Origin of the sequence: Janthinobacterium sp. J1-1, from assembly GCF_030944405.1 — a bacterium.
Lineage (GTDB): Bacteria > Pseudomonadota > Gammaproteobacteria > Burkholderiales > Burkholderiaceae_D > Janthinobacterium.
On record NZ_CP132339.1, the window covers coordinates 5614489 to 5630445 of the forward strand.

Annotated in this window: 7 protein-coding genes; 4 read left to right on the forward strand and 3 right to left on the reverse strand. The window is 67.4% G+C overall.

Annotation, left to right across the window (positions count from 1 at the left end):
• Nucleotides 1-18 precede the first annotated feature (18 nt).
• Both Q8L25_RS25705 and Q8L25_RS25710 read right to left on the reverse strand, forming a co-directional pair.
• Nucleotides 19-2688 (reverse strand): bifunctional acetate--CoA ligase family protein/GNAT family N-acetyltransferase, encoded by a 2670-nt coding sequence (locus tag Q8L25_RS25705; RefSeq protein ID WP_308922098.1) that lies wholly within the window; start codon nucleotides 2686-2688, stop codon nucleotides 19-21.
• A 129-nt stretch (nucleotides 2689-2817) separates the two neighbouring features.
• Nucleotides 2818-3813 carry a DUF2804 domain-containing protein gene (locus Q8L25_RS25710; RefSeq protein WP_308922099.1) on the reverse strand — a complete coding sequence of 332 codons (996 nt, stop codon included), beginning with the start codon at nucleotides 3811-3813 and terminating at the stop codon, nucleotides 2818-2820.
• 311 nt (nucleotides 3814-4124) lie between these two features.
• On the opposite strand from Q8L25_RS25710, the gene Q8L25_RS25715 reads away from it, so the two are divergent.
• Complete coding sequence (locus Q8L25_RS25715; protein ID WP_308922100.1) at nucleotides 4125-7307, forward strand: di-heme oxidoredictase family protein; 3183 nt, start codon at nucleotides 4125-4127, stop codon at nucleotides 7305-7307.
• Nucleotides 7308-7347: 40 nt separating this feature from the next.
• Here Q8L25_RS25715 and Q8L25_RS25720 read toward each other — a convergent pair whose 3' ends face one another.
• A complete protein-coding gene (locus Q8L25_RS25720; RefSeq protein ID WP_308922101.1) occupies nucleotides 7348-7719 on the reverse strand; it encodes a YajD family HNH nuclease in 372 nt (123 codons plus the stop codon).
• A 191-nt stretch (nucleotides 7720-7910) separates the two neighbouring features.
• Here Q8L25_RS25720 and Q8L25_RS25725 point away from each other — a divergent pair, with 191 nt between their 5' ends.
• Genes Q8L25_RS25725 through Q8L25_RS25735 form a run of 3 tightly spaced genes read left to right on the forward strand, consistent with a single transcriptional unit; the run spans nucleotide 7911 to nucleotide 15954 of the window.
• Entirely contained in the window at nucleotides 7911-10922 is a 3012-nt protein-coding gene (locus Q8L25_RS25725; RefSeq protein ID WP_308922102.1) for a PAS domain S-box protein, read from the forward strand.
• A 43-nt stretch (nucleotides 10923-10965) separates the two neighbouring features.
• Entirely contained in the window at nucleotides 10966-12192 is a 1227-nt protein-coding gene (locus Q8L25_RS25730; RefSeq protein ID WP_308922103.1) for an exonuclease SbcCD subunit D C-terminal domain-containing protein, read from the forward strand.
• A 6-nt stretch (nucleotides 12193-12198) separates the two neighbouring features.
• On the forward strand, nucleotides 12199-15954 hold the full coding sequence (locus tag Q8L25_RS25735) for an AAA family ATPase (protein ID WP_308922104.1): 3756 nt from the start codon (nucleotides 12199-12201) through the stop codon (nucleotides 15952-15954).
• Nucleotides 15955-15957 lie beyond the last annotated feature (3 nt).

Here is a 15957-nt window from a genome sequence, read left to right on the forward strand (position 1 = left end):
AGCGAACCCGGCCAACCATTATTTTGGCGCGCGCAGGCTGATGTGCAAGTCCACCACGCCAGGCTCTTCCGATGGCGTGACGGTGCCGCCAAAGCTTTTCACCAGCCTTTGCATGCCCTTGTTGCGCGCCATCGCCTCGCCCACCAGTTCCTCGGTGCCGCGGCTGCGGAAGTAGTCGACCAGCTTTGCAAACAGGATATGGCCCAGGCCCTGGGCTTTCAGTTTCGAGCGCACGGCGATCGCGAAATCGGCGGTGATATTGTCCGGGTCGGCCACCGCGCGCACCACGCCCAGGGTTTCCTGCTCGCCATCGGGCCGCACATGGGTGGCGATAAAGGCCATCGCGCGGTCGTAATCGATCTGCGTCAGGCGCGCCAGCTGCGACAGCGGCAGCTCGCGCATCGACGTGAAAAAACGCAGCCGCACGTCGTCCGGGTCGAGCGCATTGAACAGGTCGATATGATGCAGCGCGTCCTCGGGGCGGATCGGGCGCAGCACGATGGACTGGCCCATCCACGTCACCTCTTCTTCCAGCTCCTGCGGATACGGGCGGATCGCCAGGCGGTCGGCGCCTTGGCCCGGCTGCAGGCGGATGCGCGCGTCGAGCGCGATCACGCCATCGGCGTCGGCCACCAGCGGGTTGATGTCGAGTTCGGCCAGCTCGCCGATATCGGCCACCAGTTCGGCCACCTGGATCAGCGCATGGCAGATGGCGTCGATATTGGCGGGGGGCTGGTTGCGGTAGCCGGCCAGCAGTTTCGACACCCGCGTGCGCGACAGCATGTCGCGCGCCAGCACCATGTTCAGCGGCGGCAGGCCGATCGCGTGGTCGGCCGTCACCTCCACCGAAATGCCGCCCTGCCCCACCAGGATCACGGGGCCGAAGGCGCTGTCGGTGGTGACGCCGACGATCAGTTCATGCGACTGCGGCCGGCGCGCCATCTGCTGCACCGTGAAGCCGTCGATCAGCGCATCGGGCCGCATCTTGCGCACGCGCTTTTCCATCGCGGCGGCCGCCGTGCGCAGGATGCCGGGATTGTCGAGGTCCAGCGCCACGCCGCCGACGTCCGATTTATGCGCGATATCGGGCGAGTGGATCTTCAGCGCCACCGGATAGCCGATGTCGGCCGCCACCGCCAGTGCCTCTTCCACGTCGGCCGCCATGCGGGTGGTGGCCACCGGGATGCCGTAGGCGGCCAGGATTTCTTTCGAGCGGCATTCGCCGAGCACCGTCTGGCCGGCGGCCAGCGCCTGCGCGACGATTTCGCGCACGCGCGCGCGGCGCGGCGTGCCGGAGAGCGGCAGCTGGGCCGGCACCTCCATCAAGGTGTCCTGGTTGCGCCGGTACTGCACGATCTGCATGAAACCATGCACGGCTTTTTCGGGCGTGTCGTAGGTGGGGATGCCGGCGCGGTTGAACACCTGGCGCGCCGGCGCCACCATGGTCCCGCCCAGCATGCACGACAGCACCGTGCGCGAGGTGGCCTTGATCAAGGGCGTGACGGCTTCCGCGATCTCGATCGAGGACACCATCGCGCTGGGCGCATGCAGCAGCAGCATGGCGTCCGCTTCCGGCTCCGACAGCAGGGGCTTGATGGCGTCGACATAGCGCTGCACCGGCGCGTCGCCGGCCAGGCCGACCGGGTTGTCGTGCGACCAGCCGGGCGGCAGCGCCTTTTCCAGCGCGATCACGGTTTCCGGCGACAGTTCGGCCAGCTTGCCGCCGCTGCCCACCAGCGCATCGGTGGCCATCACGCCCAGGCCGCCGCCATTGCACAGTATCGCCAGGCGCTCGCCGCGCTGGGCGCGGATATGCGTCAGCGTTTCGACCGCGTCGAACAGCTCTTCGGCCGAATACACGCGCAGCATGCCGGCGCGGCGTATCGCCGCGTCATATACGGCATCGGACCCCGCCAGCGCGCCCGTATGCCAGGCCGCCATCGCCGCGCCTTCCGCCTCGCGCCCCGCTTTCAGCACGATCACGGGTTTGCTGCGGGCGGCGGCGCGCGCGGCCGACATGAATTTGCGCGCCGCCTGGATGTCTTCCATGTACAGCAGAATGGCGGCCGTATCGATGTCGCCGGCCAGATAGTCGAGCAGGTCGCCGAAATCGATATCGGCGCTGCCGCCCAGCGAGATGAATTTCGAAAAGCCCACGCCGTGGGCATGCGCCCAGTCCAGCACGCCCGACACCAGCGCCCCCGATTGCGACACGAAGGCGATCTTGCCGGCGCTGGCCCCCACATGGGTAAAACTGGCGTTCAGGCCGATTTTCGGCACCAGCAAGCCCATGCTGTTCGGCCCCAGGATGCGCAGCAGGTGCGGCTTGGCCGCTTTCAGCATCAGGTGGCGCTGCTTGCCGTGTTCGGCATTGTCCAGGCCCGCCGTCATGACGATGGCCGCGCGCGTGCCCATCGCGCCCAGATCGCGTATCAGGCCCGGCAAGGTGGCCGGCGGGGTGCAGATGATGGCCAGGTCGGGCGCTTTCGGCAATTGCCCCAGCTTGTGGTAGCAGCGCAGGTCGTGCAATTGATCGTACTTGGGATTGACGGGATAGATGGCGCCCTGGAAGCCGCCTTGCAGCAGATTGCCCAGGGCGATGGCGCCCAGGCTGCGTTCGCGCCGGGAGGCGCCGATCAGGGCCACCGAGGCCGGCTTGAACAGCTTGTCGAGATTACGGATACTCATGCTCTGGCCTTATGGACTGTGCTGCTGATCTGCCTGCAGCGGCTGCGACAGTGTATAGGATGCGCCGGCAAAAAAACTTGACCTTGTGGTGTCTTTTGCAAAAAAGTGCCAGCGCTGCGAAGCGCGCCGCTACCAGCGCGAACGGTGGCTTTCCGTCACGCCCGCCAGCTGGGCCACGATGCGCTTGGGCGCCTGCGCGCTGGCGCGCACCCAGCCGCTGAAGGTGCCGATCGGCTGGATATAGCGGCTGGACGCCAGCCACAGATTGCGTTCTTCGCGGCGCGCCCCTTCCGGCTTGAAATGCAGGTCCAGCAGGTCGTCGTCGGTCCAGACGTGCCAGGGCGCCATCGGATTGTCGGGATTGAAGTCGAAATGGGCACGCGCCAGCGGATACAGCTGGCCATCGAGCCACAGCGCGTTTTCGTGGGCGCCGAAATACCCTGCCTGCAGATTGAAGCCCAGGTCCAGGCCATGCGCCGAGGCCCAGCGCCATTCCGTTTCGCGCGCCAGGAGGCCGTTCGAATAGTCGAAGCTGGCCACGCCGTCGTCGAGGCTGTAGCCGATGGCGCCGCAGCGCACCGTGCCCCACAGCGGCAGGCCGCCCGACTTTTGCGTCGCATGTACGCCGCCGCCGTCCACCGGGCCGACGGCCAGCAGGATCGGCGACACGGTCGGGCCGAATTCGGCGTCGATGCCGAAGTGGCCGCTATCGAGCCGCAAGCGGTAGCGGTGCTGGGGCGCCGCCTCGATGGTGATCGTCTGCGACAGGAAACGAAAGCGGCTGCAGCTGTTGGCGGCCACATGCGGCGCCACCCTGGCCGACAGGCCCGGCACGCCATCACGCGAGAAAGACGCCACCAGCTTGCCCTTGCGCCGGTCGAAGGCGTAGGCAAAGGCGGTGCTGGTCCAGCCCAGGTCGACGATGGCGACGGCGCAAAACAGTTCCGGCGTGGCCAGCGCCACGTAATGCCAGCGCTTGTGGTGGAACAGCCGCCACAGCGCGCCGCGCGCGTGCGGCGGCGCCAGCCGTGCCCAGTCAAAGGCGTGCGCCAGGCCGGCATGGCGGCCGAACGGCGGCGCGCCGCTGGCGTCGGGCAAGGTGGCTGGCGCTGGCGGCAAGGTCATGCGGCTGGCCTCCGGCATGGAATGATTCGGCGACGCTGGCGATCGGTTTGGTTCATGCGATAAAGATACCGCATTTTGCCCGCGCCGTACGCATGTTTGACGACCGGCTTGCCGCGCCAGCGCGCCACTTCACGGCACGCTTGACAGGCCCCGGAGGCTGGGATAATGTGAGCAAATATTTCCATACGGAAATTAAATTCCCCGGCACCAATGATCATTCTGTACACGCCTCGCGCGCGCGGGCGGCGCCTTGGTGGCTGGAAAACCGTCTCTTCTTATCTCTCACTAAATAAAAATCAAGGAAGCGTGTCATGAATCAATTTCGGCATAGCCTGCGCGCAGTTCCACTGCTGCCGCTGGTATTGGCGCTGGCGGCCTGCGGCGGTGGTGGCGGCAGCGAAACAACGACGGCGGCGTTGCCCACGGCGCAGCTGGGCGCGGTAGTGTCGTCGGAAACCGTGCTCACGCCCGTCGGCGCCACGGCCAGTTCGGCCGAACGGGGCGACCTGTCGGCGGCGGCGGCCATCGACCGCAACGACAGCACGCGCTGGGGCAGCGGCTTTAGCGATGGCGAATACCTGACGCTCGATTTCGGCGTGTCGAAACCGATCACCCGCGTGCGCATCTCGTGGGAAAACGCGCACGCCAGCGCCTACCTGCTGCAAGTCTCGGATGACCTGAACAACTGGACCACCATCCGCAGCGTCGACAACAGCAGCGGTGGCGTCGAGGACATCACGGGCCTGTCGGGCCAGGGTCGCTACCTGCGCATGCAGGGCGTCAAGCGCGCCGGCCAGTACGGCTATTCCATCTTCGAGATCCAGGCGTTTACCGGCACGCCGGCCACCGTGCCGGCAGAACCGCCGGTGACGCCGCCCGTGGCGCCAAGCGACCCGACCCAGCCGGGCGTAGCGATCAAGCCGGTCGCCGCCACCTCGTCGCCGGTGGAAAACCCCGGCATGTCGGCCGCCATGGCGATCGACGGCAAGAGCGCCACGCGCTGGGACAGCAGCTTTGAAGACGGCGCCTGGATCCAGTTCGACTTCGGCGCGCCGACCGCCATCGGTTATATGCAACTGCAATGGGAAAACGCCTACGGCAAGGAGTATGCCTTGCAGACCTCGAACGACGGCAACACCTGGACCCAGGTACGCTACGTCGCGAACGGCAAGGGCGGCACCGAAGAATTCTTCAACCTGGGCGTCACCGCGCGCTTTATTCGCCTGCAGGGCGTGGCGCGCGCCACCCAGTATGGCTATTCGCTGCTGGAAGCGGTGTTCAAGTCGCCCGGCAGCGACAATTCCCTGCCGCTGCAAACCACCTCGGCGCTGAAATTCCCGCTCGATGGCAGCGCCCTGGTGCCCCTGCCCTCCGCCAGGGAACCGCTTGAAACGCTGCAGTTCTCGCTGGCCGACGGCACCCTGGTGACGCGCTTCGGCGCGCGCGGCCTGGCCCGCCATGGCCGCGAACGGGGCGAGGAATGGAACGAGATCGGCTACGGCCCGAACGAGACGGTCGACCCGGTTACCGGCCTGGCCGTCGACAAGGGGCCGGGCAACTACCTCACCTTCGTGCCGCAATACTTCAAGAACCGCACCTGGGGCGTCGAGATCATCGACAACAGCAAGGTGGCGGGCGTGACCAAACCGACCCTGATCGTCAACCAGTACACCACGGTCGACTTCCTGTCCGGCGGCGTGGCCTTCTTCCGCGGCTTCGACCGCCCCGGCGTGACGGGCTACGGCTGGATGTCGCCCGGCGAACTGGTCGACCGCAACGTCCCCGTGTGCAAACCGCTGGCCTACCCGGCCGCCGGCAAGCTCAATACCGCCAACGGCATCAACGGCGCCTGTACCCTGTTGATCAAGGAGTATCCGGGCCATGGCGGACTCGATGCCAACGGCATGCCGAATGGCACGGACGTCAAGGCGCGCGCCCTGGTGTCCGGCGACATCATCGAAGTGTCGCCGTCGATGTTTTCCACCAAGGAGGCGATGGCGGCCCAGGGCGACGATGGCGGCATCCGCTACTACTCGTATGAATGGACGTATGTGGTGGGCGCCGGCCTGCGGCCGTGGTATGGCGTGCAGCCGCGCCTCAATTCCGTGCCGCTGCCGGCCGAGACGCTGTCGGGCGGCCTCGGTTCCGTGTCCTATAACTACTCGGACAACGCGCTGTTCATGTTCCAGCAGCCGCACAACCATATCGGCATGCAGAACATGCAGCGCTTTGTCGAAGGCCGGCGCCTGGTGCACACCAATTTCCGCACCGGCGAACACAATGAAGGCGGCAACGACCGCTACGCGCCGGCCGTCGGCCTGCAGGGCCAGCGCTACACACAGTCGGCGTGTATCGCCTGCCACGTCAACAATGGCCGCAGCCCGGCGCCCGCCTCCATCAACCAGCGCCTCGACATGATGGCCGTGCGGGTCGCCGCGCTCGATGCAGCCGGCCAGCAGGTGCCGCATCCGCAATACGGCACGGCGATCCAGATGAACGCCGTGTCCGGCAGCGGCGTGCCGCAGAACTGGGGCAACAGCGTGGCCGTCGGCGGTTTCGAAACCAGCAAGGTCACCCTGGCCGATGGCACGCAAGTCGAATTGCGCAAGCCGACGCTGGCCTTCGACGGCGCCGTGCCGGCCATCGTCTCGCTGCGCGCCGCGCCGCCGATGATCGGCACCGGCTTGCTCGAAGCGGTGCCGGAAGCGGACATCCTGGCGCGCGTGCGCTCCACCCCGGACGCCGACGGCGTCAAGGGCCAGGCCAACTTCGTGTTCGATCCGGAATCGGGCGCGGTGCGCCTGGGCCGCTTCGGCTGGAAGGCCGCCAAGGCCACCTTGCGCCAGCAGGCGGCCGAGGCCCTGCTGCTGGACATGGCCGTCACGTCGCCGGTCTATCCGAACCGCGCCTGCATTGCCGGCCCGGCCGCCTGCGCGGCCGGCGGCAAGCAGGCCGGCATCTCGGAATCGGACCTGCAGTCGATCTCGCACTACCTGGCGCTGGTGGCGGTACCGGCACAGCGCAGTGTCGCCAGCGGTTTCCCGAAAGGCGTGGCGCCGATCGACGAACTGAAGGTCGATGCGCAGCAAGTGGCAGCCGGATCGAAACTGTTCCAGGGCATGCGCTGCGCCGCCTGCCATACGGCGGAAATGAAGACCGGCTCCGGCCACCTGTTCGCCGAACTGCGCGACCAGACCATCCGCCCCTACACCGACCTGCTGCTGCATGACATGGGCCCGGGCCTGGCCGACAAGTTCGCCGAAGGCCAGGCGCAAGGGGCCATGTGGCGCACCGCTCCGCTGTGGGGCATCGGCTACACGGAAAAAGTGCTGGGCAAGGAAGGCAAGGCGGGCTACCTGCATGACGGCCGCGCACGCAGCCTGACGGAAGCCATCCTGTGGCACGGCGGCGAAGGCACGCGTGCAAGGCAGCGGTTCGAAGCGCTGTCGAAGGCGGAACGCGAGTCGCTGCTGGCGTTCCTGAAGTCGCTGTAACGTTGCAAAAGGGCCGGCGCCAGCGCGCCGGCCCTCCTCTTCAGTCCTTTTTCTTGATCAGCCCCGCCAGCGCCGCGAACGGGTTGTGCGTGGCCTGCGCCACCTCGGCCGACAGCAAACCCGCGCCACGGTCCGCTTCCAGATAGCGCGAGTGCTCGTTGTCGTGACAGTACAGGCACAGCAGCTCCCAGTTGCTGCCGTCGGGCGGGTTGTTGTCGTGATTATGGTCGCGGTGATGCACGGTCAACTGCTGCACGTTGGCGCGCGTGAATTCGCGCATGCAGCGGCCGCAGATCCACGGATACATTTTCAGCGAACGTTCGCGGTAGCCGCTCTCGCGCTGGTCGGCGGCGCGGCGCGCTTCGGCGACGATTTTGTCCAGCCGGGCCGCGTCGGGCTTTTTGGTTTGCATGGCAAGCAACTTTCAAGATGGGAGGGAGAAGCCGCCATTTTAGCGCCAGCGCCAGCCAAACTGGCGGTAGCGGCAGCGTCTTGTCACGGCTGGACAACTTTTTTAGCTTAAATTGCGCCATGGGGCTTTGATTTAACGCAAAATAGACTGAGCGAACCACCCTTCCATGACTCTTGCGCGCAAACATATCGATGACAAGAACCCTGCAACGCCTGGCCAGCCGTGTTTACAACGTCAGCCTGCTTCCCCTGTTCGCGCTGCCGCTGCTGCTGGCGCTGTGGGGCGGCCTGGTCTACCAAGTGGGCCAGGAACGCGCCGGCGCCAGGCGCGACGCGGTGGCGGCCAGCCAGTCGCTGGCGCGCACCCTGGCCGACCATACCGGCTATATCCTGCGCCAGACAGATCACGCCACCCAGCTGTTCAAACTGCAATATGAAGCCACCGGCGCCCGCCTCTTGCTGGCCCGGTTCACGCGCACCCAGGGCCTGATGGACAGCGTGCTGCCGTCCAAGCTGGAGCTGCCGATCGCCGTCACCGACGGGCTTGGCAATATCGTCGACAGCGCCAATGGCCATGCGGCCGGCAACCTGGCCGGCCAGCCCTTCTTTCGCACCCTGGCGGCCACGCCCGGCGATATCGCCCTGGTCGACACGCCGGTGGTCGATGCCGCCAGCAAGAAATGGATGATACGCTCGGCGCGCCGCCTGAACGATGGCGAAGGCCGCTTTGCCGGCGTCATCGTGATCCTGGTCGACCCCACCTATTTTGTCGACGACTATGACCGCCTGAACCTCGACGAACACGGCGCGCTGATGCTGGTCTCGCGCGACAGCGGCCACTCGGTGGGCCGCATCGGCGAACGGCTGGTCATCAGCGACAGGATCGACTTTCGCATGCCGGGCCCGCCCACCCATGCGCCTGACGAAGCGGACATCACGCCGCCGCTGGACGCCACACCGCGCATCTACAGCTACCGCGACCTGGGCCGCTATCCGCTGCTGGCGGTGGTGGGCGTGAGCAGCGCCACCGCGCTGGCCCATTTCGAGCACCGGCGCCGCGTGTATATCGGCGTGCTGCTGCTGGCCAGCTTCCTGATCATCGGCTTCACTGCCCTGCTGATGCGCCAGAGCGGGCGGCTGCGGCGCAGCATCCGCCAGGCCAAGGACGCCCAGGCGCTGCTGCGCGCGGCGCACCAGGGCAGCCTCGATTCGGTGATGCTGCTGAAAGCCTGGCGCCCGGCACCGGGCAAGCCACCCGAGGACTTCATTTTCGCCGACGTCAACGAGCGCGCCGCCGAAGTGCTGGGCAAGCCGCGCGCCGAACTGCTGGGCCAGCGCGCGCTGCCGCTGGCGCCCGTGCTGCGCGACGAGCGCTTCTTCCAGCGCTTCGTGCTGGTGATGGAGTCGGGCCAGCCGCTGGAAGACGAATTCGAACTGGCCTTGCCACACGGCGGCACGCGCTGGCTGCGCCACCAGATCGTGCCGATCAGCGACGGCGTGGCCGTCACCTCGCGCGACATCAGCGCGCGCAAACGCGACGAACTGGCGCTGCAGGACAACCGCAGCTTCCTGCAATCCCTGATCGATCACCTGCCGGTCATGGTCTACGTGAAAAGTGCGCGGTTTGAGAACTTCGGCCAGATGGAGGTGTGGAACCGGGCCGCCGAAGACATCACCGGCTACCTGGCCGGCGACGTGATCGGCAAGACCGACTGCGCCGCCTTCCCGGCGGACTTCGGCCTGCACGACGAAGCGGACGACCGCGCCATCCTGGCCGAGCGGGGCGTGATCGACCATCCTGAAAAGCCGCTGCGCCTGCCCGACGGCAGCGTATGCCACCTGCACGCGGTATCGGTGCCGGTGTTCGACGAGCGCGGCCAGGTCGAGCATATCCTCGGCATCGCCGAAGACATTTCGCAGCGCCGCCAGCAGGAACAGGCGCTGCGCCAGAACCAGGCAGAACTGGCGGCCGTCAACGACGCCTCGCCACTGGGCCTGGTGCGGCTGGACCGCGAAGGCCGCTGCACCTATGTCAACCGCACTTTTGAAGCGATCACCGGCCAGCCGCGCGCGTCGGCTCTGGGCGCCGGCTGGACCAGCGCCCTGCACCCCGACGATTTTCCGCTGATGCACGCGGCCTTGGCCCAGCTGCGGCGCAGCCACACGCCGTTCCAGTCCACCCTGCGCTGGCTGCACCGCGACGGCAAGCTGGTGTGGGTCTCGATGAAGATCGCGCCCATCCTGGTCGACGGCAGCATCGAGGGCTATGTGGGCAGCCTGGACGACATCACCATCCTGCGCGAATCCGAAGTGGCGCTGCTGGAAAGCGAAGCGCGCCTGCGCACCATCGCCAACGCCCTGCCGGCCATGATCGCCTATGTCGACGCCGACGAGATCTACCGCTTCCTGAACCTGGCCTACGAGCGCGAGTTCGGCCTGACCGGCTTGCAGGCGCTGGGACGCAGCGTGCGCGAAACCGTGGGCGCCGTGCGCTACGGCACGGTGGCGCCGTATATCGCGCGCGTGCTGGCCGGCGAAACGCTGAGCTTTGAAGAGGACGACGTCAAGGAGGGCATAGCACGCTGCATGGAAGTGATCTATATCCCGCAGATCGGCGAAGACCATCCGCAAGTGGTGGGCTTTCACGTGATGCGCCAGGATATCACCGTGCAGAAGCGTGAAAAACAGCGCCTGCTGCAGCTGGCCCAGGTCGATGCGCTGACCGGTTTGTCGAACCGCGCCGGCTTCGTGCAAAAGCTCACCGACGCCATGCACGCCAGCCGCAAGCAGGGCCGGCTGATGGCCGTCATGTACATGGACATCGACCGCTTCAAGCCGGTCAACGACACCCACGGCCACGGCACCGGCGACGCCCTGCTGCGCGCCTTTGCCCAGCGCCTGACGCAAACCATGCGCGCCACCGACATCATCGCGCGCCTCGGCGGCGACGAATTCACCATCATCATGGAGAGCATCAGCCGGCCCGAAGACGCGGCCGTGCTGGCCGCCAATATCGTCTACGCCATGCGCCAGCCGTTCGAACTCGATGGCATCACCGTCGATATCTCGGCCAGCATCGGCGTGGCCTACTACCGCAACGAAGACATCTCGCCGGCCGCCCTGCTGCAGCAGGCCGACGTGCTGCTGTACGAGGCCAAGCAGGACGGCCGCAATACCTACCGGGCGGCGGCCATGATCAGCTAGGTGGGTGGTATATTGGCGCCTGTCTCTTCTCGCCGAACCCACCATGCGCCTGCTGCACACTTCCGACTGGCATCTGGGCCAGACCCTGCACAATTACGAGCGGGGCTACGAGCACCAGCACTTCCTCGACTGGCTGCTGGCCACCCTGGTGGCCGAACGCATCGACGTGCTGCTGGTGGCCGGCGATGTGTTCGACAACGCCAACCCGTCGGCCGCCTCGCAAAAGCAGCTGTATGTGTTCCTGCAGCAGGCGCGCGCCCGCCTGCCGGCCCTGCAGATGATCGTGATCGCCGGCAACCACGATTCGGCCGGCCGGCTGGAAGCGCCGGCGCCGCTGCTGGCGGACTACGGCACCCACATGCTGGGCCATATCTTGCGCGACGAGGCCGGCCAGATCGACCTGGAACGGCTGCTGCTGCCGTTGACGGGCCCAAACGGCCAGGTCGAAGCCTGGTGCCTGGCCGTGCCTTTCCTGCGCCCCGGCGACGTGCCGAAACTGCCGGCCGGCAGCGGCCAGGACGCCTACTTGGGCGGGATTGCCCTGCTGTACCGGCAACTGACGGAACTGGCGCTGGCGCGGCGCCAGCCCGGCCAGGCCATTATCGCCATGGGCCACTGCCATATGGTGGGCGGCGAGATGTCGAACGACTCGGAGCGGCGCATCGTCATCGGCGGCACCGAGATGCTGCCCTCGGGGATTTTCGATCCGGCGATCGCCTATGCGGCGCTGGGCCATCTGCACCTGGCGCAGGCGGTCGGCGGCCAGCCGCATATCCGCTACTGCGGCAGCCCGATCCCGCTGTCGTTCGCCGAAGTGCATTACCGCCACCAGGTGCTGTGCCTCGATATCGCCGGCGAACGATTGCAGGAAGTGCGCGCCATCGACATTCCACGCGCCGTGCCGCTGCTGCGCGTGCCCGACAAACCGGCGCCGGTGGCCGAGGTGCTGGCGCAGCTGGCCGCGCTCGACCTTCCCGACGCGCCGATGGAGGCCCAGCCTTTCCTGGAAGTACGCGTGCGCCTGGACGCGCCCGAACCGGGCCTGCGCACGCGCATCGAAGCGGCGCTGGACGGCAAGCCGGTGCGCCTGGCCAAGATCGAGACCTCGAGCGCGGCCAGGTCCACCGCCATTGAATCGATGACACTGGACCAGCTGGCGCAGCTGCAGCCCGACGAAATCTTCCGCCGCCTGTACCAGCAAAAATTCGGCAAGGAAGCGCCGCCCGAACAACTGTCGGCGCTGGCGGAACTGCTGTTGCCCCAATACTGAAGAATCATGAAAATCCTCAATATCAGCGGCAAGAACCTGGCCTCGCTGGCCGGCGAATTCATGGTCGACTTCGAGCAGGAGCCCCTGGCCTCCGCCGGCCTGTTCGCCATCAGCGGCCCCACGGGCGCGGGCAAAAGTACCCTGCTCGACGCGCTGTGCCTGGCCTTGTACGACGCCACGCCGCGCCTGCTCAAGGTACAGGGCCGCAACGCCCTGCCCGACGTCGGCAAGGAAACCGTCAACGCCCAGGATACGCGCACCCTGCTGCGCCGCGGCACGCCGGACGGCTACGCGCAGGTCGATTTCGTCGGCAACGACGGCCACAGCTACCGCGCGCGCTGGAGCGTGCGCCGCTCGCGCACCAAGGCCGAAGGCGCGCTGCAGGCCACCGCCATGCAGTTGCACCAGCTGCCCGCGGTGCAGGCCATCGGCGGCACCAAGACGGAAGTCAAGGAGGCGATCGAACAGCGCATCGGCCTGTCGTTCGACCAGTTTACGCGCGCCGTGCTGCTGGCGCAGAACGAGTTTTCCACCTTCCTGAAAACCGAGGACAACGAGCGCGGCGAACTGCTGGAAACCCTGACCGGCAGCACCATCTATTCCGATATCTCGATACGCGCTTTTGAACGCGCCAAGCAGGAAAAACAGGCGCTGGAACGCCTCGCCGACAAGCTGGCCGACCAGCGCCCCTTGCCCGCCGAAGAGCGTGCGCAGGTCGAACAGCAAGGCGCGCAAGCGGAAGCGGCCTTGCAGCAGCTGGAACTGCATAAAGCTGTGCTGGAATTGCAGCAGCGCTGGCACGGCGATGCGCAGCGATTGCAAGTCCAGGCCAGGCAAGCCAGCGACGCGCTCGATGCGGCAAGCGTGGCGTGCAACGCCGCCGATACGCGCCGCGACGCGCTGGCGCAGTGGGACTTGCTGCAGCCGGCCCGCCCGCTACTGGCGGACGTGGCGCGCCTGCAGCGCGACAGCGACGCCGCCGCGCTGGCGGTATCCACGGCGCGCCAGCAGGCGCAGGATGCCTTGGCTGGCCAGGAGCAACTGGCCGTGGCCGCCCTGCACGCCTCGACGCAGTTGCAGGCGCAGGAGGCGGCGCAGCGCGATGCGGCGCCGCTGCTTGACCAGGCCAAGGCGCTCGACGCCAGCATCGCCGCGCAATTGCCGGCCCACCGCCAGGCCAGGGACGCCGCGCAGGCGGCAGATACGGCCAACGACGCGGCGCGCGCCCAGCTGCTGGCGCTGCAACAGCACCAGAAGGATTTGAATACACAGCAGCAAACGGCATCGCAATGGCTGGCCGGCCATCGTCACTGGCAGGCGCTGGCGAAAGACTGGACCTTGTGGGACCAGCTGTTTGCCCAGGCCGGTCAGGCGGCCGCGCAGGCCGACACGCTGGATGCCACCCTGGCGCAGGCGGCGCAACTGGTAGCCCAGGCCACGCAGGACGCCGGCAGCGCGCAGGATGCGCTGGCGGCCGCCGTCAACAAGACGGCCACGCTGGAAGAACAAAGGACGGAGGCGGCCGCCAAGGTGCAGGTCATCGATGGCGAACAGTTGCCGGCGCAGCGCCAGCAGCTGGAAAGCCACGCCAAAGTGCTGGCGGCGGCCGACAAGACCTGGGCCGAACTGTCGCGCCAGCAGCAGCAGCTGGCGCACTGGCAAGCCAGGACGGCGCAACTGGCGCAGGCCGCCGCTGCCGAAAACGCGGCGCTGGCGCAGGAAGCGGCCAAGACGCCCATCATCGAGGCCTCGCTGGCGCAGGCCGAAAAAGCGTTAAAAGGCGCGGAAGCGGCATGCGCGGCCAGCGTCGAGCAGCTGCGCGCCACCCTGGTCGATGACGCGCCCTGCCCCGTCTGCGGCGCGCTCGAACACCCGTATCAACACGCCGACCATGCGCTGCACGCCATGCTGGCCAGCCTGCAGGAAGGCGTGCGTGACTGCCGCGCCCAGGCGCAAGTCAATACCCGACAGCTGGCGGCGCACCAGGCCGCCTTGCACGGCTACGCACGCGAACAGGCGGGGGCGGTGCAGGAGCTCGATGTGCTGCCGCCAAAGATAGCCGGCCTCGCCACCCAATGGCAGGCGCAGTCAAGCGGCCTGCAAGTGCCCGAAGAGTGCTTGCGAGGCGCATGGTTCGGCGAACAGCTCGCCGCCAATGAAGCGGGACTGCAGGCACTGGCCGCACAGGAAAGCGCACTGCGCCTGGCCAATGCACGACGCGAGCAGGTACAAGCCGCGCATGAACAGGCGACGCAGGAACAGGCACGCCTGACCGCCCTGGTATCGCAAGCACAGGCGCGGCTGGCGCAGCTGCAGGCGCAGCAGGCGGCGGCCAGCGACAAGGGACAGACGGCGCGCGCCCATCTAGACGCCTTGCTGGCGCAACTGGATAGCGCCTTTGGCGACGCCGATGGGGCGGAGGACTGGAAGGACACCTGGCGCCAGGGACCGGCGGATTTCCGCACCGCGCGGCAGGCCGAAAGCCAGCAATGGAGCAAACAGCAGGCGGCGCAGGACGAACGCGGCCAGGCGCTGCTGACGGTGGCGGCACAGCTGGAAGCGCTGGACACGGCCGTCGCCAGAGCGCGCCAGGCGGCGCAGGACGCCGATACGGCCTTCAAGGCGCTGGACACGAAACTGATCGCCACCCAGGCCGAACGTGCCGCGCTGTGGCAGGGCCAGCCGGTGCTGGATGTGGAGCGCGCGCTGGCGGGCGCCGTCGAGACGGCCAGGACCACCCTGGCCGCGCGGCAGGCGGCGGTGCAGCAAGCCAGCGAGCAGCGCACGCGGTTTGATGAAGCGCGCGCGCAAGCCATGCGGCGCCTGGACAGCCTGCAGGCACAGGCAGCAGTCGCGGCAACGGCACTGGAGGACTGGTTGCGCCAGTTCCAGCATGATCATCCTGAACACGCACCGGACGATACCGCCACCCTGCGCGAACGCCTGAACCTGGCGCCGGAAACGGTGCGCGCCGAACGCGAGGCCCTGCAGCTGCTGGACGCCCAGCTGGCCGAAGCGCGCACGGTGCTGGCCGAGCGGCTGCGCCAGCAAACCTTGCACCAGGAGCAGCCTCCGGCCAACCTGGAGATGGACGTGGCCGTGTTGCAGGCGTCGCTGGACGCCCTGCTGGCCGAACGCCAGCAAGCCAGCCAGGCCGCCACGGCATTGCGCCTGGCGCTGGCCCAGGACGATGCGCGGCGCCACAGCGCGCAGGCCATGCTGGCGCAGATCGATGCACAGGCGATAGTCGAGCGGCGCTGGGCCAGCCTGAACGAGTTGATCGGTTCGGCCGACGGCAAGAAATTTCGCAACTACGCCCAACAATTCACCCTGGAAGTGCTGCTCGGCTATGCCAACGCGCATTTGAATCATCTGGCACGCCGCTATCAACTGGAACGCATCAGCAATCCCAACAGCCCTTCGCTGGGCCTGATGGTACGCGACCAGGACATGGGCGGCGAGCTGCGTTCGGTGCACTCGCTGTCGGGCGGCGAATCGTTCCTGGTATCGCTGGCGCTGGCGCTGGGCCTGGCCTCGCTGTCATCGAACCGGGTGCGGGTCGAGTCGCTGTTCATCGACGAGGGCTTCGGCAGCCTGGACACGGAAACCCTGCGCGTGGCCATGGATGCGCTCGACGGCCTGCAGGCCATGGGCCGCAAGGTGGGCGTCATCTCGCACGTGCAGGAAATGACGGAACGCATCGCCACCCGGATACTCGTGCAACCTGGCGCCGGCGGCAAGAGCGTGGTCAGCGTGCGCTGAGCG

What these genes read in the sequence shown, in the direction of transcription:
- Q8L25_RS25720 (WP_308922101.1), bottom strand. Translation starts at nt 7,719, where the DNA reads ATGCAAACCAAAAAGCCCGACGCGGCCCGGCTGGACAAAATCGTCGCC.
- Q8L25_RS25705 (WP_308922098.1), bottom strand. Translation starts at nt 2,688, where the DNA reads ATGAGTATCCGTAATCTCGACAAGCTGTTCAAGCCGGCCTCGGTGGCC.
- Q8L25_RS25725 (WP_308922102.1), top strand. Translation starts at nt 7,911, where the DNA reads ATGACAAGAACCCTGCAACGCCTGGCCAGCCGTGTTTACAACGTCAGC.
- Q8L25_RS25715 (WP_308922100.1), top strand. Translation starts at nt 4,125, where the DNA reads ATGAATCAATTTCGGCATAGCCTGCGCGCAGTTCCACTGCTGCCGCTG.
- Q8L25_RS25710 (WP_308922099.1), bottom strand. Translation starts at nt 3,813, where the DNA reads ATGACCTTGCCGCCAGCGCCAGCCACCTTGCCCGACGCCAGCGGCGCG.
- Q8L25_RS25730 (WP_308922103.1), top strand. Translation starts at nt 10,966, where the DNA reads ATGCGCCTGCTGCACACTTCCGACTGGCATCTGGGCCAGACCCTGCAC.
- Q8L25_RS25735 (WP_308922104.1), top strand. Translation starts at nt 12,199, where the DNA reads ATGAAAATCCTCAATATCAGCGGCAAGAACCTGGCCTCGCTGGCCGGC.